General features: G+C 75.4%; 23 protein-coding genes. 20 read left to right on the forward strand and 3 right to left on the reverse strand.

Going from position 1 to position 21,534, the window contains the following annotated elements:
* Nucleotides 1-11: 11 nt before the first annotated feature.
* A complete protein-coding gene (locus FMM08_RS04180) occupies nt 12-428 on the forward strand; it encodes a GNAT family N-acetyltransferase (RefSeq protein ID WP_147925092.1) in 417 nt (138 codons plus the stop codon).
* Nucleotides 429-450: 22 nt separating this feature from the next.
* Here FMM08_RS04180 and FMM08_RS04185 read toward each other — a convergent pair whose 3' ends face one another.
* Nucleotides 451-807, reverse strand: a complete 357-nt coding sequence (locus tag FMM08_RS04185) for a VOC family protein (RefSeq protein ID WP_147925093.1) — start codon at nt 805-807, stop codon at nt 451-453.
* A gap of 137 nt (nt 808-944) precedes the next feature.
* On the opposite strand from FMM08_RS04185, the gene FMM08_RS04190 reads away from it, so the two are divergent.
* Nucleotides 945-2,975 (forward strand): purple acid phosphatase family protein, encoded by a 2,031-nt coding sequence (locus FMM08_RS04190; protein ID WP_147925094.1) that lies wholly within the window; start codon nt 945-947, stop codon nt 2,973-2,975.
* A gap of 13 nt (nt 2,976-2,988) precedes the next feature.
* Here the strand turns inward: FMM08_RS04190 and FMM08_RS04195 are convergent, their stop codons facing one another.
* Nucleotides 2,989-3,402, reverse strand: coding sequence for a VOC family protein (locus FMM08_RS04195; RefSeq protein ID WP_147925095.1), 414 nt, complete (start codon nt 3,400-3,402; stop codon nt 2,989-2,991).
* A gap of 104 nt (nt 3,403-3,506) precedes the next feature.
* Between FMM08_RS04195 and FMM08_RS04200 the strand changes: the two genes are divergently transcribed.
* The 3 genes from FMM08_RS04200 to FMM08_RS04210 all read left to right on the forward strand — a co-directional run bounded on the left by FMM08_RS04200 (nt 3,507) and on the right by FMM08_RS04210 (nt 7,503).
* Nucleotides 3,507-4,172, forward strand: coding sequence for a hypothetical protein (locus FMM08_RS04200; RefSeq protein ID WP_147925096.1), 666 nt, complete (start codon nt 3,507-3,509; stop codon nt 4,170-4,172).
* Entirely contained in the window at nt 4,172-4,630 is a 459-nt protein-coding gene (locus FMM08_RS04205) for a DUF3592 domain-containing protein (protein ID WP_147925097.1), read from the forward strand. Before FMM08_RS04200 ends, FMM08_RS04205 begins: the two co-directional genes overlap by 1 nt.
* A 125-nt stretch (nt 4,631-4,755) precedes the next feature.
* Nucleotides 4,756-7,503: a primosomal protein N' family DNA-binding protein gene (locus FMM08_RS04210; protein ID WP_147925098.1), complete on the forward strand. Its 2,748-nt coding sequence runs from the start codon at nt 4,756-4,758 to the stop codon at nt 7,501-7,503.
* Nucleotides 7,504-7,542: 39 nt separating this feature from the next.
* On the opposite strand, the gene FMM08_RS23555 is transcribed toward FMM08_RS04210, so the two are convergent.
* Nucleotides 7,543-9,045, reverse strand: a complete 1,503-nt coding sequence (locus FMM08_RS23555; RefSeq protein ID WP_304653963.1) for a methyl-accepting chemotaxis protein — start codon at nt 9,043-9,045, stop codon at nt 7,543-7,545.
* Nucleotides 9,046-9,328: 283 nt separating this feature from the next.
* Between FMM08_RS23555 and FMM08_RS04220 the strand changes: the two genes are divergently transcribed.
* From FMM08_RS04220 to FMM08_RS04285, 15 genes are all read left to right on the forward strand, one after another.
* On the forward strand, nt 9,329-10,555 hold the full coding sequence (locus FMM08_RS04220) for an MFS transporter (protein WP_222710389.1): 1,227 nt from the start codon (nt 9,329-9,331) through the stop codon (nt 10,553-10,555).
* Entirely contained in the window at nt 10,552-10,695 is a 144-nt protein-coding gene (locus FMM08_RS22835) for a hypothetical protein (protein WP_187279537.1), read from the forward strand. The genes FMM08_RS04220 and FMM08_RS22835 overlap by 4 nt, the downstream gene beginning before the upstream one ends.
* Nucleotides 10,696-10,699: 4 nt before the next feature.
* Nucleotides 10,700-11,674: a methionyl-tRNA formyltransferase gene (gene fmt, locus FMM08_RS04225; RefSeq protein ID WP_147925099.1), complete on the forward strand. Its 975-nt coding sequence runs from the start codon at nt 10,700-10,702 to the stop codon at nt 11,672-11,674.
* Complete coding sequence (locus tag FMM08_RS04230) at nt 11,671-13,332, forward strand: RsmB/NOP family class I SAM-dependent RNA methyltransferase (protein WP_147925100.1); 1,662 nt, start codon at nt 11,671-11,673, stop codon at nt 13,330-13,332. The genes fmt and FMM08_RS04230 overlap by 4 nt, the downstream gene beginning before the upstream one ends.
* A gap of 70 nt (nt 13,333-13,402) precedes the next feature.
* Entirely contained in the window at nt 13,403-13,639 is a 237-nt protein-coding gene (locus FMM08_RS04235; protein ID WP_147925101.1) for a hypothetical protein, read from the forward strand.
* 43 nt (nt 13,640-13,682) lie between these two features.
* Nucleotides 13,683-14,336 carry a ribulose-phosphate 3-epimerase gene (gene rpe, locus FMM08_RS04240; protein WP_147925102.1) on the forward strand — a complete coding sequence of 218 codons (654 nt, stop codon included), beginning with the start codon at nt 13,683-13,685 and terminating at the stop codon, nt 14,334-14,336.
* Nucleotides 14,337-14,439: 103 nt separating this feature from the next.
* A complete protein-coding gene (locus tag FMM08_RS04245) occupies nt 14,440-16,008 on the forward strand; it encodes a flotillin family protein (RefSeq protein ID WP_255472030.1) in 1,569 nt (522 codons plus the stop codon).
* Nucleotides 16,009-16,049: 41 nt separating this feature from the next.
* Entirely contained in the window at nt 16,050-16,538 is a 489-nt protein-coding gene (locus FMM08_RS04250) for a hypothetical protein (protein ID WP_147925103.1), read from the forward strand.
* An 11-nt stretch (nt 16,539-16,549) separates the two neighbouring features.
* Nucleotides 16,550-17,761, forward strand: a complete 1,212-nt coding sequence (locus tag FMM08_RS04255) for a glutathionylspermidine synthase family protein (RefSeq protein WP_147925104.1) — start codon at nt 16,550-16,552, stop codon at nt 17,759-17,761.
* Nucleotides 17,762-17,798: 37 nt separating this feature from the next.
* Nucleotides 17,799-18,236, forward strand: coding sequence for a DUF350 domain-containing protein (locus FMM08_RS04260; protein WP_222710390.1), 438 nt, complete (start codon nt 17,799-17,801; stop codon nt 18,234-18,236).
* A 16-nt stretch (nt 18,237-18,252) separates the two neighbouring features.
* Nucleotides 18,253-18,585, forward strand: a complete 333-nt coding sequence (locus FMM08_RS04265; RefSeq protein WP_147925105.1) for a hypothetical protein — start codon at nt 18,253-18,255, stop codon at nt 18,583-18,585.
* A gap of 11 nt (nt 18,586-18,596) precedes the next feature.
* Nucleotides 18,597-18,860: a phosphoribosyl-ATP diphosphatase gene (locus FMM08_RS04270; protein WP_147925106.1), complete on the forward strand. Its 264-nt coding sequence runs from the start codon at nt 18,597-18,599 to the stop codon at nt 18,858-18,860.
* An 8-nt stretch (nt 18,861-18,868) separates the two neighbouring features.
* Nucleotides 18,869-19,780, forward strand: a complete 912-nt coding sequence (gene hisG, locus FMM08_RS04275) for an ATP phosphoribosyltransferase (RefSeq protein ID WP_147925307.1) — start codon at nt 18,869-18,871, stop codon at nt 19,778-19,780.
* Nucleotides 19,768-20,226 (forward strand): PH domain-containing protein, encoded by a 459-nt coding sequence (locus tag FMM08_RS04280; protein ID WP_222710391.1) that lies wholly within the window; start codon nt 19,768-19,770, stop codon nt 20,224-20,226. Before hisG ends, FMM08_RS04280 begins: the two co-directional genes overlap by 13 nt.
* Nucleotides 20,227-20,328: 102 nt before the next feature.
* Nucleotides 20,329-21,528 carry a hypothetical protein gene (locus tag FMM08_RS04285; protein ID WP_147925107.1) on the forward strand — a complete coding sequence of 400 codons (1,200 nt, stop codon included), beginning with the start codon at nt 20,329-20,331 and terminating at the stop codon, nt 21,526-21,528.
* The last annotated feature ends 6 nt before the right edge of the window (nt 21,529-21,534 follow it).

Consider the following 21,534-nt stretch of genomic DNA (forward strand, 5'->3'; position numbering starts at 1 on the left):
ACAGTGCCGCGGTGGGCGAGCACGACGACGGCACACCGGTCTGGCGCGGCACCTTCACCAGCAACGAGGCGAACGCCCTGCACGCAGAGGCGTTCCAGACGCGCTTGCTCACCTCCCAGGAGTGGGACTGGTGGGCGCTGGTCCACCGGCACAGCCTCGGGTGGGTGACCGCTCGACGCGGTGGCGCGCTGACCGGCTTCGTCAACGTGGTGTGGGACGGCGCGGTCCACGCCTGGCTGCAGGACGTGATGGTCGCCGACAGCGCCCGACACCTCGGCCTCGGCACCCTGCTCGTCGCGCGAGCGGCGCAGGGCGCCCGCGAAGCGGGGTGCGAGTGGCTGCACGTCGACTTCTCGCCGGGGCTGCGCCCCTTCTACGTCGACGCGTGCGGGTTCGCGCCCACCGAGAGCGGCCTCCTGCGCCTGTGAGGCTCTCCGCTCCCAGCGCCGGTCAGTCGCAGACGAAGCAGAAGACGTTGCCCTCGGGGTCCCGGACCACCTGGTAGGCGCCGGCGTCGTCACGGACTGGTGCGCCCACCCGCTGGCCGCCCAGCTCCTCGGCGCGAGCGGTCGCCACCTGCAGGGCGTCATCGTCGTCGTCGACCTCCACGTCGAGGTGGAGGCGGTTCTTGCCGGTGACGGGCTCCGGCACGGGCTGGAAGGACAGCTTCGGGAAGCCGGGCGGCTGCACGTGAGACCAGCCCCGCGCGCGGTCCACGGGGTCCCCGCCGAGCAGCGCGGCGTAGAAGCGGACGAGTCGCTGGGGGTCGACGGCGTCGATGACGACCTGGTCCAGGCGGTAGCGCATCCCCGCAGACCACGAGCCCCGCCACCTGCGGAGATGACCCTCTCTTGACCCTTCTTGACCATCACCAGACCCGATGTTCACGGACCGTGCACCAGGTGGTGGGGCTGAGGACCCTGGACCGGAGCACTGTCCGGCGCATGGGAGCACTCACGGGTGACCGCCACCAGCACACCGGGCCGCGCACCGTCGACGAGTACGTCGAGTGGAACGCCCGACAGCTCGCCAAGACCCCCGTCTCGCGCCGCGGCGCCATCAAGGCGTTCCTCGGCGTCTCCGGGGGGCTCGTCGCCGCGCAGTACGCGCTCGCCGACGCGGCCATGGCCGCCGGAGGCGGCACCCAGGGGAAGGTCGGGGTGGCCGTCGCGGGCCGGCACCTGTCCTTCGTCATGGACGCCGGCGGCACGCCCGCCACCGCCATGGCGCTCACCGCGCAGCTCGTCACGCAGGACGGCACGCTGCCGAAGGGGTTGAAGGCGTGGGTCGACCTGGGCAGCGAGCACGGCGGGTACGGCTCACGCGTGACGGCCGACGTCGTCCACCTGCTCGGCCAGTACGCCATCGCCGGGGGACCGGTGGCCAGCCAGTACTACGTCAAGGCCCGGCTCACGGGGCTGCGGCCCGACACCGTCTACCACTACCGGATCCAGCTGTCCGACGGGACGACGACGGGCGACGCCCACTTCTCCACCGCGCCCGCCACCGCCCTGGACGGCAGCCGCGGCACGGGCCACGGGCACCACGGGGAAGGGCCCGCAGCGGAGCCGTTCGCCTTCACCGCCTTCGCCGACGTCGGTACCGACACCTCACCGACCGACCCGAAGTGGGCCTGGGGCCAGGACCCCGACTCCGTCAAGGCCGCCGGCGGCACCTGGCCGAAGGGCGTCTTCGACAACCAGTACTACAAGGACGACGACCCGGTGGCCGGCGCCACCGGCACCGACCGCAAGCCGGCGACGTCGATGACCAACCTCATGAGCACGCAGGAGCCGCGCTTCACGCTGCTCGCCGGCGACATCTGCTACGCCGACCCCAGCGGCTCCGGCCTGCCCGCCGACAACACCCAGGCGCTGAGCAACAAGGCGCCCGTCGGCAAGAACGAGTTCAACCCGTACGTGTGGGACGTCTTCTTCACCCAGATCGAGGCGCAGGCCGCGTTCACCCCGTGGATGTTCGCCACCGGCAACCACGACATGGAGCCGCTGTACGGCAACACCGAGTTCCTCGGCGGCAGCCCGAACCACGGCTACGCCAGCCACGCGGCCCGGCTCGACCTGCCGCGCAGCGGCCCGTCGTCGTGCCCGTCGGTGTACCGCTTCACGTACGGCAACGTGGGCGTGGTCTCGGTGGACGCCAACGACCTCAGCCACGAGATCCAGACCAACCTCGGCTACTCCGGGGGCGCGCAGAAGCGGTGGCTCGAGGAGACGCTGCGCACATGGCGCACGGACCCGCAGGTGGCGCCGCACGTCGACTTCGTCGTCCTGTTCCTCCACCACTGCGCCTTCTCGACCGCGAACAACCACGCCTCCGACGGCGGTGTGCGCGCGGTGCTGGAGCCGCTGTGCTCGACGTACCAGGTCGACGTGGTCATCCAGGGGCACAACCACCTCATGGAGCGCACCGACCCGATCCGCAACGGGAAGAAGACCAAGGACGCGCCCGACGGCGCCACCATCTGCCCGGCCACCGACGGCACGACGTACCTCTGCATCGGTTCCGGTGGTCGCCCGCGCTACCCGTTCCGGCCGGCACCGTCGAAGGACGCCCCGGCCCCGGACGGCGTGACGGTGGAGGGCGTGCAGGCGCTGCCCGAGGGGCAGCGGTACCGCGGGTACGCGGGCAACGACGAGGAGAACGGCACCACGCAGGTGGTCAACAGCTACGTCTGGACCGACGCCGGAACCGCCGTCGGCAAGGACGGCTACCCGCAGGGCACCAAGGTGCCAGAGGTCGCCGACTGGTCGCAGGTCCGCTACGACGACTACGCGTTCATCGCGGTGGACGTCGCCCCGGCCCGCCGCGGCGCGCGGACGACGTTCACCATCCGCACCCTCGCCGACGCGCTGCCCGGCTCGGGGAAGCGCGTCACCGAGATCGACAGGGTCACCTTCGAGCGGACCGCGGGTGCTGGGCTCGTCGGGCCCGGACTGGTGGTCCCCGGGCACTGACCACCCGGCGCTGTCACACGGCGTCACCCGGCTCGTACCCGATGAGCCAGGTGACGCCGTGGGCGTCCCGGACCTGCCCGTCGGTCGCGCCCCAGGGGCGCTGCTGCAGCGGGTCGAGCACGGTGCCGCCCTCCGAGAGGGCGTCGAACCAGCGGTGGAGCTCGTCCGGCGCTGCCGCGCCCAGCAGGGACATGAGCAGGCCCTCGGCCTGGAACGGCACGTCCGAACCGCTGGTGTCCGCGGCGAACAGCGACACGGGACCGCTCAGGACGCCGTGCGCGATGCGGTCCGCGGGACCGTCGGTGCGGCTGAAGTCGGCGTAGGTGTGCAGGGCCAGCTCCCCGCCGAACACCTCCCGGTAGCGGGTGAGGGCAGCGCGGGCGGTGCCGGGGAGGAGCAGGTACGGGACGGGGGCGGTGCTGCTCATCTCGGCAGGCTAGGACGGGGTGCCGACAGCGGTGGCCGGTGGCAAGATCCGCGATCGGTGGCGGCGATCACCCGCTGCCGCGGCGTCGTCCGAGGAGGCGGCTGGTGGCGGTGCGCACGAATGGACGGGCGAGCACGCCCTCAGATGAGGAGCGGTGGGAGCAGGCGCTGAGCATCGCCCAGGGCACCCCGACGCCGCCCGCTCTCGACCGGCAGCGACGACGTCGACGGGACGTCCTGCTGTGGCTGATCGGGTTGCTCGCGGCCGCCTCAGCGGCGGGGTTCGTGGCGGGTCTGCTGTTCCCCGACGCTTTCGGCGGCCCTGCCGGCAACTCGGCCGACAGCGACCAGCGGGACGCGGTGGTGCTGGTGACGGTCCTCGTGGGCTTCGCCGTCGAGGCGGTCGGCATCGCCATGCTCGTCCGAGCACGGCAGTGGGGTGCACGGTGGCGTTCGCCCGTCGCGGTGCTGACGCGCACGCAGCGTCGGCTCGTGCTGCGGGAGGTGCGTGGACGCGTCCCCGCCCACCAGGACCACCTGCCGGTCTCGCTCGACCTGGCCCGTCGGCTCGTGTCCACGGACGGGCTGCTCGTGATGTTCGCCGGTTTCTCGATCATGCAGCTGGGCCGGCTCGTCGACCAGAGCGGCCTCGTCAGCACTCTCTGGACGTCGGGCGTCCTCGCCCTCTTCCTGGTCGCAGCGGTGCTGGTCCTCCGAGACCGACTGCGGGCGCAGCGGTTCCTCGACCGGCACGTGCCGTCGGACGGCTGATGTCGCCGCCCGACGCCCGCCGCAACCCCTGGTGGCTCCCGTTCACCCTGGGAACGCTGCTGCTCGCCATCGGTGTCGGCGTGCTGGTCGCGGGTCTGGGATCGGCCCGACAGCAGCAGGTGCTGACCGAGCGCGGTGTCCCCGCCGACGCGGTGGTCACCTCTGTCGACCAGGACGGGCGCAGCCTTGAGGCCACCCTCGAGTGGACCGCGTCGACAGGGCGCAGGATCGTCGAGGCCGGAGTGCAGGTGGATGGCCCGATCGTGGTGGGACGGCACCTGACCGTGATCTACGACCCTCGCCACCCCGGCGTCTTCGTCACCGGTGACGTCGGCGACGGGTACCTCGCGGTCCTCGGGCTCGGGGCGCTGGTGGCTCTCGCAGGCGGGGCGGCGGTGCTGCGTGGGCTGTGGGCGCGGCGCCGTCAGGCGCGGCAGCGAGTGCTGGAGACCTCCTGAGCGCCGCCGCGGTCGCGCAACGCTGCGCTGCTGGGCGAGAAGGAGGCGCGGTCTGACGGGGCGCGGCTCGCCGCGGAGGACGTGCTGGCGGCGCTCGACGCAGGGCGGCGCTCCCGCGACCGCCTGTGATCGTCGTCGACGCCTCCGTCATCACCAGCGCCCTGACCGACGACGGTCCGCTCGGCACGGCGGCTCGCTCCGAGCTGCAGCGGGACCTGCACTGGGCAGCCCCGGACCACCTCCCGGTCGAGGTCTTCTCGGCGGTGCGAGGGCTGCGTACCGGCGGCAGGATCACCGAGGACCGGGCGGTCGACTCGCTCGCCGCCCTGGCGTCGTTCGTGATCGAGCGGGTGCCCGTGGCGCTGCTCCTGGCACGGATGTGGGAGCTGCGCGGGCACGTCAGCGGCTGCGACGCCGCGTACGCGGTGGCCGCCGAGTCGCTCGGCTGCCCGCTGCTGACCGTCGACCGGCGACCGGCGACCGGCGACTGGCGCGGGCAGCCGGCCTGCGGTGCGAGGTCCGCACCGCTGCTGCCTCGATGTGACGCGCTGGCGCTCGATCGTCACCGAGGGGCGGGGTGGGGGCCGGGGCGGCAGAGGGTGTCGGCGGCGGCTGACACAGTGGGCTGCGTGGCGGCGTGTTCGGACGGAGCGGGCGAGCTCGCTCTCGACGTGGCCGTGCCCGCCCAGGTCCGCGCGAAGGCCGCTGCGGCGAAGGGGCGCAAGCGCGCCCCGAAGCCGCCCGAGCCGGTGGCCGAGGTCGAGCCGGTGGCGCGCGTCGTCGTCGACGTCCCCCTGCCCCACCTCGACAGGGCCTTCGAGTACGCGGTCCCCGCGTCGATGGCCGAGACCGCGCAGCCGGGTGTGCGGGTGCGCGTGCGGTTCGCGGGGCAGGACGTCGAGGGCTTCCTGCTCAGCAGGGAGTCCGTGGCGGAGCACACGGGCCGCCTCGCGCCGCTGCGCGCCGTGGTCTCCCCGGAGCCCGTGCTCGACGCCGAGCTGCTCGGCACGTGCCGGGCCGTCGCTGACAGGTGGGGCGGCACCCTCGCCGACGTGCTGCGCCTGGCGGTCCCACGTCGCCACGCCACGACGGAGAAGACGACGGCGGAGCGCGCCGCCGCACGCGACGAGGCTGCCGTGGCCGACGGCGGCGCCGCCACACGCGTGGAGCTGCCCGCAGCACCCGACCCCCACGACCCGACCGGCCCGTGGGCGCCCTACCCCGCCGGCCCCGCGCTGCTGGAGCGGCTGGCCGCCCCCGCCGCCACCTCGGGCGTCCGGGCGGTGTGGACGGCGCTGCCCTCGCGCGCGACGTCGCAGGACTGGCCGGCCGCCCTGGCTGCTGCGGCGCAGGCCGCGCTGTCGGCTGGGCGGGGCGCGCTCATCGTCGTCCCCGACCACCGCGACGTGGCGAGGGTCGACGCCGCGCTGACCACCGCCCTGGGAGGCACCAGGTCCGCGCCGCGGCACGTGAGGCTCACCGCCGACCAGGGCCCCGCCGCCCGCTACGCCGCGTGGCTGGCGCTGCGGCGGGGACACGTCCGCGTGGCCGTCGGCACCCGCGCCGCCGCCCTCGCGCCCGTGGCCGACCCCGGGCTGCTCGCGGTCTGGGACGACGGCGACGACCTGCACGCCGAACCCCACGCTCCCTACCCGCACGTGCGCGAGGTGATGGCGCTGCGCGCCGAGCGCACCGGCGCCGCGCTGCTGGTGGGCGGCCACAGCCGCACCGCCGAGGCGCAGCGCTGGGTGGAGTCGGGCTGGGCCCGCGCCGTGGAGGCCCCCCGCGAGGTGGTGCGCACCTCCTCCCCCCGGGTGCTCCTCCCCGGCGACGACGTCGAGGCCGAGCGCGACGCCGCCGCGCGCTCCGCCCGCCTGCCCTCCCTGGCGTTCCGGACGGCGCAGTCAGCGCTCGCGGGGCGCCTGCCGGGGCAGGCGCGTCCCGGTCCGGTGCTCGTCCAGGTGCCACGCCGCGGCTACCTCCTCACCCTGCGCTGCGAGCACTGCCGGGCCCGTGCGCGCTGCCGGCGGTGCGCCGGCCCGCTGCAGCTGACGGGCGCCGACTCCCACCCCGTGTGCCGCTGGTGCAGCACGGACGACCCGACCTGGACCTGCCCCCAGTGCCGGGGCGACCGCCTGCGCTCGGCGGTGGTCGGCGCGCGCCGCACCGCCGAGGAGCTGGGACGGGCGTTCCCCGGTGTGCCCGTGAAGACCTCCGGCGGGGGAGCGGGCGTGCTCGAGACCGTCGACGGCGACGCCGCGCTCGTCATCAGCACGCCCGGCGCGGAGCCGGTGGCCGAGGGCGGGTACGCCGCGGCGCTGCTCCTCGACGGGTGGGCCCTGCTGGAGCGCGAGGAGCTGCGGGCCGCGGAGGAGGCGCTGCGCCGCTGGTCAGCGGCCGCCGCGCTCGTGCGACCGCAGTCAGCCGGAGGCGCGGTGGTGCTGCTGGCACCGGCCGGCGTGCCGCCGGTGGAGGCGCTGGTGCGGTGGGACCCGGCCTGGCACGCCTCCCGCGAGCTGGCCGAGCGCCGCGAGCTGGGCCTGCCGCCGGGGGCGGCGTTCGCCCGGCTCGACGGGCCGGCGGTCGCCGTGGACGCGCTGCTGGCGGCGCTGCAGCGCACCGACGATTACCGGGCCGCCCTTCCCCCGCACGCCGAGGTGCTCGGACCCACGCCGCTCGAGCCCGACCGCCGCCCCAGCGCTGCCGGGGACGACGGCGGCGCTGCGACGCCACGAGCGTTCGCCCTGGTCAGGGTGCCCCTCGCCGAGCGCGCAGCGCTGGCGAAGGCGCTGCAGGGGGCTGTCGCCGTCCGCAGCGCCCGCAAGGAGGCGGGCTCCGTCAGGGTCCAGCTGGACCCCGAGCACGTCGTCTGACCTCCGCGAGCGAGCAGCCCTCCGCGCTGCTCGGAGCTGTCAGCGCGCGTCCTCCCGCGCGGTGAAGGCGCTGGCCATGGCGGCCTGCTCCTCCAGCACCGCGGTCATCTGGTTCTGCACGGCGTCCAGCCGGCCGATGGTGGCCGCCGCAGCGGCGATGCCCGAGGCCACCGAGGCCGAGGACGCCTGCATGTCACCGACGCGCTGCGCCACGCGCTCGGTCGCCTCGGCGGTGGCCCGGGCCAGCTCCTTGACCTCCCCTGCGACCACCGCGAAGCCCTTGCCGGCCTCGCCGGCGCGCGCGGCCTCGATGGTGGCGTTGAGGGCCAGGAGGTTGGTCTGCTCCGCGATGCTCGTGATGACCTTGAGGATGTCGCCGATGGCGGTGGACGCACTGGCCAGCGACGCCACCTCGGCCTCCACGGCGCGCGCCTGCTCGGCGCTGCGGTCACCGACCTCCACGGCGTCCGTGGTGGCGGCGCGCAGCCGCGTGACGGTGTCCAGCAGGGCCCGCGCGGCCTCGGCGTCCGCCTCGCTGCGGTGCAGCACCTCCAGTCGCTGGGTGACCAGCTGGGCCACCTGGCGCAGCGCGGAGGTCCGCGACTCGGACAGCACCACCGTGCTCGTGGTGAAGAAGTCCATCGTGCCCACCACGCGCCCGCCGAGCACCACCGGGAAGCACACCCCCGACTTCACGCCGGCCCGCTGGGCGGCCGGCGCGCGGACGCAGTCGCTCAGCTCACCGAGGTCCTCTACGGCCACCAGGTCACGAGCGCGCCAGGCCCGTCCCGACAGGCCCACCCCCTCGGCGAACGAGGCCGCCAGCGTCACCGCGCGGAACTCGTCCCCGGCCGAGCCGGACTCCTGCGCGAAGCGGAGCACGCCAGCCTGCTCGTCCAGGCTCCAGAAGGACCCGTAGGCCCACCCGAAGGAGCTGCGCACCTCGTCCAGCGCCGTGCGCAGCGCCTGCTCGGGCGTGTGGGCGCTGTTGAGCCGGGTGACCACGGTGGTCACGGCCTCGCGGTCGTGGAGCGTCTCGGCGATCGCCGCGCCGGCCCGCGCCACCTCTCCGACCTGGGCCGCGATGCGGGAGATGGCCGCCCACTTGCCCTCGCGGCCGTCGAAGAACGGCAGTGGGCGGGTGGAGCGGAACTCGTGCACGGCGACCGTGCGCCCGGCGTGCACGACGGGCATGAGGCCGCCGTGCACGGCGCCCCGGGCCACGAAGGCCGCGCAGCGCTCCAGCGCCTGGGGGGTGCCCTCCTCCAGAGGCAGCTTCACCGGCCGCTTCAGGCTGGCGAACGCCTGGCCCTGGCCCGGCCCCGCGAAGTCCGAGCTCCGCGCGCCCGCTCCCTCGCCGACACCGCTCAGCTCGCCACTGACCGCCTGCAGGACGAAGTCGCCGGAGGCGTCCGGCATCCACACGCCGGCGAAGGAGCAGGACAGCTGCTCGGCGAGGGTGCTCGAGATGCGGCGCTGGACCTCCAGCAGGTCGGAGACCGGCTCCTCGAGCGCGCGCAGCACGGCCTCGAGGGCCTCCACGTCGCGGGGTTCCGCTGCCTGGGTGGGGGGAGTCGCGCGCCGTCGCCAGACCATGGGGTTCCTCGATCTCTCGTGCCGGCAGGTTCCCGGCGACACCCACCTCATCGGTCGTGCGGGAGCCGTCCTGGAGGGGCGTCTCCTGAAGTGCAGACCCTCGCTCGTGGGCGGCCGTCCGCGTGCGAGGGTGCAGGGCGAGCCGGGACCGCCGGGTGGGCAGCACCACCCGCGGCGAGGCACCCCCGCACGCGTCCCCACCCCGCGCCCCGCGAAAGGCCGCCCCACCGTGTACTCGCTCCTGCTGGCGATCATCTACGTCGCCTTCGTCAGCCTCGGCCTGCCGGACTCCCTCGTCGGCGCGGGCTGGCCCGTCATGCAGCGCGACCTCGGCGTCCCGGTGGCCTACGCGGGCATCGTCACCATGATCATCGCGGGCGGCACCATCGTCTCCAGCCTCGCCTCGGAACGGCTCACCCGGCGCCTCGGCACCGGCGTGGTCACCGCGCTCAGCGTCGGGCTCACCGCAGCGGCCCTCCTCGGGTTCTCCCAGTCGGGCTCCTTCTGGGTGCTCTGCCTGTGGGCCGTCCCCTACGGCCTCGGCGCGGGGGCGGTGGACGCCGCCCTCAACAACTACGTGGCCCTGCACTACGCCGCCCGCCACATGAGCTGGCTTCACGGCTGCTGGGGGTTGGGCGCCTCGATCAGCCCGTTCGTCATGAGCCACGCCATCACCTCGGGCGCGGGGTGGCCCAGCGCCTACCTGACGATCGGGCTGGCCCAGGTGGTGCTGACCGCCGTGCTGCTCGTCAGCACGCCGCTGTGGGGCAGAGTCAACCCCGTCGCGCAGAAGGGAGGCAGCACTGGCGGCACCGGCAGCGGGGGAGCGGAGGAGCGGAGCGGCCACGTCCCCCTCGCGCAGGCGCTGCGCATCCCCGGGGTGCGGCTGGTGCTGGTGGCCTTCTTCGCCTACTGCGCCCTGGAGACCACCTCCATCGTCTGGGCCTCCACCTTCCTCGTGACCGCCCGCGACGTCGCCCCCGCCACCGCGGCCGCCTTCGCCTCGCTGTTCCTCATCGGCATCACCGCCGGGCGGTTCCTCACGGGCTTCGTCGCCGACCGGATCGGTGACCGCTGGCTCATCCGCGGTGGATTCGCCGCCGTCGGCGTCGGAGCCCTCCTGCTGCTCGTGCCGCTGGAGAGCGACGTGCTGGCGCTCGCGGGCCTGGTCGTCGCGGGCCTGGGGTGCGCACCGGTCTACCCGGCGATCATCCACTCCACGCCCGTGAACTTCGGGCGCGGCAGCTCTCAGGCGGTCATCGGCATCCAGATGGCGGCGGCGTACACCGGGTCGACGCTGGCGCCCCCGGCGTTCGGAGCGCTGTCGGCGTGGACGGGCCTGTGGGTGCTCCCGCTGTTCCTCGCCGTGCTCGCGGCCCTGGGACTGGTCATGTCCGAGCGGCTCAACCAGCTCGTCACCCGCCGCGCGCTCGTCGGTGAGCACGCCAGCGCGTGACGCCACCGGTCTGGGACCGGACGGTCGCGGGCAGCGGCGCAGCGCTGGCCCTGGTCGGTGCGCCGGCTGCGCCCGTCGTCGTCGCCGCGGTCGTCTTCGCAGCGGGGTCGGGGGCGGTCGCACCGCGGTCGGTACCGTGACCTGGTGCGCATCGTCTTCGCCGGCACGCCCGCGGTCGCCGAGACAGCGCTGGAGGCGCTGCTCGCATCCGACCACGAGGTGGTCGGCGTCGTCTCGCGGCCCGACACCGTCGCCGGCCGCGGCCGCCGCGCCCTGCAGAGCCCCGTGGTGGTCCGCGCCCTCGCCGCGGGCCTGCCGGTGCTGCAGCCGGCGCGCGCGTCCGACCCCGAGTTCCTCGCCGGTCTCGCCGCGCTCGAGCCCGACTGCTGCCCCGTGGTCGCCTACGGCGCGCTGCTGCCGCGTCCGGTGCTCGACGTCCCGCGCCTGGGCTGGGTGAACCTGCACTTCTCGCTGCTGCCGGCCTGGCGCGGCGCCGCCCCCGTGCAGCGCGCGGTCATGGCCGGGGACGACGTCACCGGCACCACCACCTTCCTCCTCGAGGAGGGCATGGACACCGGCCCGGTGCTGGGGACGACGACGACGACCATCGGGCCCCGCGAGACCTCCGGCGAGCTGCTCGGCCGGCTCGCCGAGGACGGCGCGCGGCTGCTGGTGGCCACGCTCGACGGGCTGGAGGCCGGCGCGCTGGTGCCCGTCCCGCAGCCCGCCGAGGGCGTGAGCCTGGCGCCGAAGGTGACCGTGGAGGACGCCCGCGTGCGCTGGGACGAGCCGGCGTTCGCCGTCGACCGGCGGGTGCGCGGGGTGACCCCGGCGCCCGGCGCCTGGACGACGGTGCAGCGCCCCGACGCCGACCCCGGCGAACCGGTGGAGCGGTTGAAGCTCGGCCCGGTGCACCCGCTGGCCCCGGTGGCGCTGGCGACGGCGTCCGGCCCGCGCCTCGCGCCGGGTGAGCTGCTCGTGCAGGGCCAGGAGGTGCTGGTCGGCACGGCGACGGTGCCCGTCCGCCTGGGCGAGGTGCAGCCCGCCGGCAAGCGCGCCATGCCCGCGGCGGCCTGGGCGCGCGGCGCCCGGCTCGACGCCGGGGAGGTGCTCGCATGACCCCGCCCGAGCGCGGCGGACAGCCCGGTGGTCCGCGCGGCGGACGTCCCGGTGGGCCTTCCGGCGGACGGTCGAACGGCCAGCCCGGCGGGCGGAGCGGCCCCCAGCGCGGCGGCCCCCAGCGGTCCGGCCGCCCGGGCCAGCGCGGCGGACAGGGCAGCGGACAGCCCGGCCAGCCGCGTCCCTGGACGACGACGGCGCCGTCCGCGCGCCCGCGCAGCGGCGACCCCGCCCGGCGGGTCGCCTTCGACGTCCTGCGCGCCGTGGAGGAGCAGGACGCGTACGCCAACCTCGTGCTCCCGCGCCTCCTGCGCGCCGCCCGCCTCGACGGGCGCGACGCGGCGTTCGCCACCGAGCTGGCCTACGGGGCGCTGCGGGGGCGGGGCACCTACGACGCCGTGCTCGCCGCCTGCGTCGACAGGCCGCTGGCCCAGCTCGACCCGCCCGTCCTCGACGCGCTGCGACTGGGCGCCCACCAGCTGCTCGCCACCCGCGTGGCTCCGCACGCGGCGGTGAGCGAGACCGTCGCGCTGGTGCGCGGCGCCATCGGCGCCGGCCCGTCGGGCCTGGTCAACGCCGTGCTGCGGCGGGTCTCCGAGCACGACCTGCCCACCTGGCTCGACAGGGTCGCGCCGCCGGTGGAGGGGCCGGGGGCCGACCCCACGGCCGCGCTCGCCGTGCGCGAGAGCCACCCCGCCTGGGTGGTGCGCGCGCTGCGCGAGGCGCTCGTGCTCGCTGGGCGCCCTGCGTCCGAGCTGCCCGACCTGCTGGCCGCCGACAACGCCCGCCCCCTCGTGGCGCTGGCCGCGCTGCCCGGGCTCGCCGATCCCTCCGAGCTGGTGGCGGCGGGCGCGCAGCCCGGGCGGTGGTCGCCGCTGGCCGCAGTGCTGCCGGACGGAGACCCCGGCGACCTGCCCGCTGTGCGCGAGGCTCGGGCCCGCGTGCAGGACGAGGGCAGCCAGCTCGCCGCGCTGGCGCTGCTGGCCGCTCCGCTGGCCGGTCCCAGCGGCAGGCCGGGCCGTGACGAGCGCTGGGCGGACCTGTGCGCGGGCCCCGGAGGCAAGGCCGCCCTCCTCGCTGCGAGCGCCGCGCAGCGGGGCGCCCACCTGCTGGCCGTGGAGGTGGCGCCGCACCGGGCGCAGCTCGTGGAGCAGGCGCTGGCCGGTGTCGTCGCGTCGTCCTCGTCGTCGGAGGGCCGCAGCGTCGTGGAGGTGGTGGCCGGCGACGGTCGCACCGTCGGGGCTGAGCGGCCGGGGGAGTTCGACAGGGTGCTCGTCGACGCCCCGTGCACCGGGCTGGGGGCGCTGCGCCGCCGTCCGGAGGCTCGCTGGCGGCGCACCCCCGCCGACGTGTCGGCCCTGGCGCCGCTGCAGCGCGAGCTGCTGTCCTCCGCGCTGGAGGCGGTGCGTCCGGGCGGGGTGGTCGCCTACGTGACGTGCAGCCCGCACCCCGCGGAGACGCAGGCGGTGCTCGACGACGTCGTGCGCCGCTGGGCCAAGGACGGCGAGCAGCTGGAGGTGCTGGACGCCCCCGCGGTGCTGCGCGAGCTGGCCGGTGTGGACGCCGGCACGGGAGCCGGGTCGAACCGTGCCCAGCTGTGGCCGCACCTGCACGGCACGGACGCCATGAGCGTCAGCCTCCTGCGCCGACCCCGCTGACGACCGGGGCGCCGCCACCCGGCCAGGGCAGGAGGAGGCGCCGGAGGCGCGGTCCCTCTACGGTCGGGGCGTGGCAGCTGGCACGGGCAGGGGCGGGCGAGGCCGCAGCGGCACCGGGAGGGCGTTCCGCAGCGCGCTCGTGACGATCGGGCTGGGCGTGGTCCTCGCCGTCGTCGTCGGTGTGGTGGTGGGACTGGTGCAGGGCGACGTCGCTCGTGGTCTCGCCTCGTGGGGGAGCCCGGTCTTCTTCGTCGCCGTGGTGGTGGCGGTGTACCTCGCGTACGTCCGCGGGGAGCGCCGCCGCTGAGACGCCCTGAGCCGTCCACCGGCGGCCTGGGTAGGTTGCGACCGTGGCCGTGACCATCGCCCCGAGCATCCTGTCCGCCGACTTCGCCAACCTCGAGGCCGAGCTGGGGCGCATCGCCACCGCCGACTGGGCCCACGTGGACGTCATGGACGCCCACTTCGTGCCCAACCTCACCCTCGGCCTGCCCGTGGTGCAGCGCCTGGCGCAGGTCAGCCCGGTCCCGCTCGACTGCCACCTCATGATCGCTGACCCCGACCGGTGGGCCCCCTCCTACGCCGAGGCCGGCGCCCACTCGGTCACCTTCCACGCCGAGGCCGCCGCCGCTCCCGTGCGCCTGGCCCGCGAGCTGCGCGAGCGCGGCGCCCGTGCGGGACTGGCCCTGAGCCCGGCGACCCCGGCCGAGCCGTTCCTCGACTGGCTGGGCGAGTTCGACATGGTGCTCGTCATGACCGTCGAGCCCGGCTTCGGCGGCCAGAGCTTCCTCGACGGGTGCCTGCCCAAGCTGCGACGCCTGCGCTCCGCCGTGGACGAGCACGGCCTGGAGGTGCGCCTCCAGGTGGACGGCGGCGTCTCCGCCGAGACCGTCGAGCGCTGCGCCGAGGCCGGGGCCGACGTCTTCGTGGCCGGCTCGGCGGTCTACGGCGCCGACGACCCGGCCGCCGCCATCGCGCAGCTGCGCGGACTCGCCGGCGGGTGAGCGCAGCGTGCTGGCGGGCGGCTGGCGCCAGGGCGGGTCGCGGGCGGGTGAACCCACCCCTGGGATGACCCGTCGCCCGGCGGTGTCCCCCTAGGGTCGAGCCGTGGACCCGACATCGGTGCTCGTGCCCGCCGTCATCATCGGCCTGGTCGTCCTGGTCGTGCTGGTGGTGGTCTTCTCCATCGCCCGGCGCTACAAGATCGCCAGCCCGTCGGAGGCGTTCATCGTCACCGGCCGCAAGGGCAAGGCGGTGACGAACCCCGAGACGGGTCAGGTCTCCACCGACCTCTCGGGCCAGCGCGTGGTCATGGGTGGCGGCGTCTTCGTCAAGCCGCTCGTCGAGCGCGTCCACGTGCTGTCGCTGAGCAGCCGCCGCATCTCCGTGAAGATCGGCGGAGCGGTGTCGAAGCAGGGCATCCGCCTCAACCTCGACGCGGTCGCCATCGTCAAGGTGGGCGGCTCCGAGGACAACGTGCGCGCCGCCGCGCAGCGCTTCCTGCACCAGCAGGACGAGATCGAGTCGTTCACGCAGGAGGTCCTCGCGGGCTCCCTGCGCTCCATCGTCGGCACGCTCACCGTCGACGAGATCATCCGCGACCGCGCCGCGTTCGCCGCGCAGGTGGCCGAGGAGTCCATCTCCTCGCTGAGCAACCAGGGCCTGGTCCTCGACACCTTCCAGATCCAGGACGTCTCCGACGACACCAACTACCTGCGCGACCTCGGACGCCCCGAGGCCGCAGCCGCGGCCCGCAACGCCGCCATCGCCGAGGCCGCCGCCCGCCGGGAGGCCAGCCAGGCGCAGGCCAAGGCCGACGAGGCCATCGCCGAGAGCCAGCGCGACCTCGACCTGCGCCGCTCCGCCTTCAAGGCCGACACCGACCGCGCCGCCGCCGACGCCGAGGCCGCCGGCTCCCTGGCCAAGGCCGAGCGCGACCAGGAGGTGCTCACCAGCCAGGAGCGCGTGGCCGAGCGGCAGGCGGCCCTGACCGAGCGCCAGCTCGACACCCAGGTCCGCAAGCCCGCCGACGCCGCCCGCTACCAGGCCGAGCAGGAGGCTCAGGGCCGCCGCAACGCCGAGATCTACCAGGCCGAGGGTGCCAAGGCCACCTCGATCGCCGAGGCGCAGGCCGAGGCCGAGCGCACCCGCCTGGCCACCGCCGCCAACGCCGAGCGCGCCACCACCTTCGCCAAGGCCGACGCCGACGCCGCCCGCGTGGCCGCCGCAGCCGCTGCCGAGAAGGTGCGCCTGGAGGGCGAGGCCGAGCTGGCCCGGCGCACCGCCATCGCCAACGCCGTCCGCGCGGAGGGCGAGGCCGAGGCGGCGGCGATCCGCGCCAAGGGCGAGGCGGAGGCCGAGACCCAGCGCCTGCGCGCGGAGGCGTTCGAGCGCTACGGCCAGGCCGCCACCACGCAGATGGTGGTGGAGGCCCTGCCCAAGGTCGCCCGCGAGCTCGCGGCGCCCATGGCGGCGATCAGCGACCTCACGGTCATCTCCACCGACGGCGCCAGCGCGCTGTCCAAGGGCGTGGCCACCAACCTCACCGAGACCCTCGAGCTGGTGCGCCGCACCACCGGCGTGGACGTCGGCGCGCTGCTGCGCCGCGCCGGCGGCACCACCCCTGCGGCGGCTCCCACCAGCGGTGATGTGGTCAGCGCCGACGGCCAGGCCTGACGCCGTAGGGTGTGGCCCCACCGATCACGCGGGGGGCTGGAGTGAGGAAGTCGGCAGCGGTGCCGCTCGTCATCACGTCGTCGCTGGCGCTGGCCCTGTCGGGCTGCTCCGGCAGCAGCGGTTCCGGCGGCGGTGACACCGCCTCCGACGACCTGCAGTACCAGGGCGTCTGCGTGGACCCGAACACCGGTCAGCGGGTCGACGACGACGTCTGCGACGACGACGACGGCTACCACGGGTCCGGTGGCGGAGTGGGCTCGGCCTTCCTCTGGTACTACTTCCTGCGCGGTCGCGCCTTCCCCGCCGTCGGCGCGCCGGTGAGCACGTTCCGCGAGGGCAGCGACTACGTGCGCTCGGTCCCCACGGGCAGCAGCTACGTCTCCGGAGGAGCGGACAAGGCCGGCGGCACCGTCTCGTCGTCGTCGCTCAGGACCGCCGCGCAGGCGCCCTCCGGGAGGGTCCTGTCCGCCTCGGAGTCGGGCACGACCGTGCGCGGCGGGCTCGGCAGCGGCTCGAAGGCCGGCAGCTGAGTGGGGCTGCGATGAGGCGCATCCGCACCACCCCGCGCCCCGGCTGGCGGGAGGCGGTGGAGTCGCAGGGACTCGTCTACCCCATGACGCCGGCGCGCTCGGGGCTCGGTGAGCAGGAGTACTGGTTCGAGCGGGCCTGCTACGTGCTCGGCAGCGACGAGGTCGACCACCTCGAGTCCGTCACCGAGCGCGCCCACGCGATGTGCGTCGAGGCCGCCCGCTACCTCTGCAGCGGGGAGTGCGGCGACCTCGGCCTGCCGCCCGGCGCGCTCGCGGCGGCCCGCGCCTCCCTCGACGCCTCCCCGCCGTCGCTGTACGGCAGGTTCGACCTGCGCTTCGACGGCCGCGACGACACCCCCGCCAAGGTGCTCGAGTACAACGCCGACACCCCCACCGGGCTCGTCGAGGCCAGCGTCGCCCAGTGGTACTGGCTGCAGGACGTCGCCCCCGAGCTCGACCAGTGGAACTCCCTGCACGAGCGCCTCGTCGACGGTTGGCGCGGCATCCGCGAGCGCACCGGCCTCGGCGTGCTGCACCTGGCGCACCTCGGCGCGGAGAAGAGCGGTGAGGAGGAGATGACGGTCGGGTACCTGCGGGACTGCGCCGACCAGGCCGGCTGGACCACGCGGCAGCTGCAGGTGGAGCAGCTGGGGTGGAACCCCGACGTGCAGCGGTTCATCGGTCAGGACGACGACGTCATCGACGCCCTCTTCAAGCTCTACCCCTGGGAGGACGTGCTCTGGGAGGACTTCGGCGCGCACGCGCTGACCACCCTCGAGCAGGGCTCCACGGTGTGGCTCGAGCCGCTGTGGAAGGTGGTGCTGTCCAACAAGGCGCTGCTCGTGGCGCTGTGGCGGTGCTTCCCGGGCCACGAGAACCTCCTGCCGGCCGCCTTCGAGCCGGACGGGATGGCCGAGTGGGTCAAGAAGCCCCTCCACGGCCGCGAGGGCGACAACATCGAGGTCTCCTCCCGCGACCTGTCGCTGGTCCAGCCCGGCGAGTACGGCGAGGAGGGCTTCGTCTACCAGCAGTACGTGCGCATGCCCGACTTCGAGGGCAACAAGTGCGTCGTCGGCAGCTGGGTGGTGGACGGGCAGGCCGCCGGGTGCGGCATCCGCGAGAGCGACTCGCCCGTCACCGACTACTACGCGCGCTTCGTGCCGCACCACATCGACGGGCCGGCGCCGAGCCCGCAGCAGCGGGCCGCCTGGCTCGCCGAGTGATCGACAGCGATCGAGCAGGATCGAGCAGGAGGTCCGCGTGGACGGGTTGGTGATGGCGGTCGGTGCTGCCGCGGTGTACACGGCGGTGGGGCTCGGGCTGCTGCTCGCGGGCTTCTACGCCCTCGACCTCATCGTGCCGGGCAAGCTGGCCACGCGGGTCTTCCGCGACGCCGAGCCCGGAGCGGCGCTGGTCACGGCCGCCGGTGCCCTCGGCGTGGGACTGATCACCTTCACCACCATCTGGCGCAACGCGGACGCCGGCTTCGGGCCGGCCCTGCTGTGGACCGTGGTCTTCGGGCTGGTCGGGATCGTCATGCAGGCGGTCGCGCTCGTCGTGCTCGACCTCCTCACCCCCGGCAGGCTCGGCGACCTCGTGTGCACCCACCTGCCCAGCGGCGCGATGCACCCCGCCGCGTGGGTCACCTCCGCCTTCCAGCTGGCCATGGCCGGCGTCGTCGTCGCCTCCGTCGCCTAGAGCAGCGGCACCAGGCGTGCTGGCGACCTGGCTGGTGACGGGGCTGGTCGACTACCTCGTCAGGGTGGCGAACACCCCGCGGCTGCTGCTCGGCTGGATCCTCGGGACCCTGCTCGCGGTGGTCTCGCCCGCGGCGCTCGCGGCCAAGCTGATCGTCGACTCCGACGCCTGGACCGACCGGGAGCAGGAGGAGGTCAAGCAGCTGCTGCGGCGGGCCGTGGCGCTGCTGGAGGAGGAGCGCGCAGAGCGCCAGCGGGCCTCCGCCGGCGGTGCGCTGGGTGGTGCCGCGGGTGACGTGGAGCACCCGCTCGGCCCCCGGGGTGGCGGAGCGGGGACCGGACGCCCCTAGGCTGGCCGCTCGTGAAGTCGTTCGAGCAGCTCTTCGCCGAGCTGTCCGCCAAGGCCGCCGAGCGCCCCGCCGGCTCCCGGACCGTCGCCGAGCTCGACGCCGGCGTCCACGCCATCGGCAAGAAGCTGGTGGAGGAGGCCGCGGAGTCGTGGATGGCCGCCGAGCACGAGACGCCGCAGCGGGCCGCTGAGGAGATCTCCCAGCTCCTGTACCACGCGCAGGTCCTCATGATCGCCAGCGGCCTGTCCCTCGACGACGTCTACGACCACCTGTGAGCAGCACGATGACCACGACGCTGACCAGCACCTCGACCACGGCTGAGACCCCCCAGCCCCTGCGCATCGCCGTCCCCAACAAGGGGTCGCTGTCCGAGCCGGCGGCGCAGCTGCTGCGCGAGGCCGGCTACGCCACGCGCCGCGAGGGCCGCGAGCTGGTGCTCGCCGACCCCGAGAACGGTGCGGAGTTCTTCTTCCTGCGTCCGCGCGACATCGCCGTGTACGTCGGCTCGGGCACGCTCGACGTCGGCATCACCGGCCGTGACCTGCTCCTCGACTCCCGCGCCGAGGCCGACGAGGTCATGCAGCTGGGGTTCGGGGCGTCGACGTTCCGCTTCGCCGGGCCGGCCGCCGCCGTGAGCAGCGGGCTGGACGTGGCCGGTCTGGACGGGCAGCGCGTGGCGACCAGCTACGCGGGTCTCGTGGCCGACCACCTCGCCGCCGCTGGCGTGAGCGCCTCGGTGGTCCGGCTGGACGGCGCGGTGGAGACCGCGGTCCAGCTGGGCGTGGCCGACGCCATCGCCGACGTCGTCGAGACCGGCTCCACGCTGCGCTCGGCAGGACTGGCCGTCTTCGGCGAGCCGATCCTGCGCTCGGAGGCCGTGGTCATCACGCGCCGCGGGGCCGACGGGCCCGTGCGCCCAGCCGGCCTGGACGTGCTGCTGCGACGCATCCAGGGCGTGCTCGTGGCCCGTCAGTACGTCATGGTCGACTACGACGTGCCGCGCGAGCACCTCGACGACGCGTGCGCGCTGACCCCCGGGCTCGAGTCGCCGACCGTGGCGCCCCTGGCCGACCCGGCGTGGGCCGCGGTGCGCGCCATGGTGCCGAAGGCCAGGACCAACAAGGTCATGGACGACCTCTACGACCTCGGCGCCCGCGCCATCCTCGTCACCACGATCCACGCGTGCCGCCTGTGACGTCTCCGTCGTCGTCCTCCTCCGACGCCGCGCGGCTGCACGCGCCGTTCCGGCCCGTGCGCGGGCGGGCGATGAGCCGTGCGCTGGGCGTCGCGGCGGTGGTCCTGTTCACGGGCCTCGCGGCGTTCGTCGTCGAGCAGACGGTGTGGGACCGGCTCGGGTTCTTCGTGGTGGGGCTCGCGGTCATGGCGTTCTGCGAGATGCAGGCGCGCGTGGTCGCCGTGCCCGACGAGCGCGGGCTGTTCGTCCGCAACCTCGTCAGGAGGCAGCGGGTGGAGTGGGCCGAGGTCGTGGGCGTCTCCTTCGGGGGCGGCCGCCCGTGGGTGCAGCTGGACCTGTCCGACGGCGACACGCTCGCCGTCATGGGCGTGCAGCGCGCCGACGGGGAGCGCGGCGCGGCCGAGGCCGACCGGCTCGCCACGCTGGTCGCCCTGCACAGCCGCTGACGCGGCCGGACCCCCAGAGCCCGGGCTCCCCCCACCCCGCGACGATCGAGGACCGACCGCGAGGGGAGGGCGGCTCCTAGGAGCGGCACGTACGGTGGCGAGGTGCCCGCCGTCCCGCACCGACGGGCCGCCGGCCTGCGGTGGGCCGCCGTCGTGGTCGGCAGTGCGCTGCTCGTGACCCTCGCGATGGTGGGCCGACCGGCCTGGAGCGCGACCGGCGCTGGCGGCGGACCTCAGGACGACGACGTCACCGACGTGCTCGCCCGGGCCGCTGCGTCGGCGTCCGTCCCGTTCACCGGCACCGCCACGAGCAGCGGCGCCCTGGGCCTGCCCGACCTGCCGCGCCTCGGCGACGTCGCCGCGCTCGTGGGGGAGAGCACCCGCACCCGCACGTGGTGGGCCGACGAGCAGACCTGGCGCACCGACGTGCTCACCGCCACCGGCGAACGCGGTCAGTACGCCTCCGGCGGGCAGCTGACCGGGTGGGACTACGAGCGCGACGCCCTGACGGTCGGCGCCCCGCTGTCCGGCGCACGGCTGCCCCGCGCCAGCGACCTGCTGCCCCCGGCGCTGGCCCGCTCGCTGCTCGCCGGCGCCACCCCGGCCGAGCTCCTCGCGCAGGGCGCCGCCCGGACCGGGGAGCGCGTGGTGGCCGGTCGTCTGGCCGACGGCGTGCGGCTGCGCCCGCCCACCGGCAGCGCAGACGACGCAGCCCTGTCCACGCTCGACCACGCCGACCTCTGGGTCGACCGGGCCACCGGGCTGCCGCTCGCCGTGGACCTCGTCGACGTGGTGGGCGGTCCCGTCGTCGCGGCGGCCTTCGACGACATCACCGTCGGCGCACCCGACCCCGCCGCCCTCGGCGTCCCGGACCCGCCGGGCGCCAGCGTCCGCAGCGCCGAGGTCGACGTCGCCGCCGGTGCCGCGACCGCTGCGCCGTGGGTGCTGCCCGACCAGCTGGCCGGGCTGCCCGCCCTGCAGGACCCGCGCTCCACCGGTGCCGTCGCCTACGGCACCGGGCTGCTGCGCCTGGCCGTCGTCTCGCTGCCCGCCGACCAGGGCCGCCAGGCGCTGTTCGCCGCCGAGGCCGCCGGCGCGGACCCCCTCGACGAGACCCGCACCGGAGACGCCCGGACGGCGCTCGTGCGGGCCGGAGCGCTGAGCGCCGCGATCGTCGTCGTCGACGGTCGGGGAGGCCCGCGGCAGGGGCGGGCCTACCTCGTCTCAGGGGCGGTGCAGCCCGAGCTGCTCACCCGTGCCGCCGCGCAGCTGGTCACCGACCCCCCGGAGCGCCGCCCGTGATCCACC

This window comes from Quadrisphaera setariae, from assembly GCF_008041935.1.
GTDB classification, from domain to species: Bacteria; Actinomycetota; Actinomycetes; order Actinomycetales; family Quadrisphaeraceae; genus Quadrisphaera; species Quadrisphaera setariae.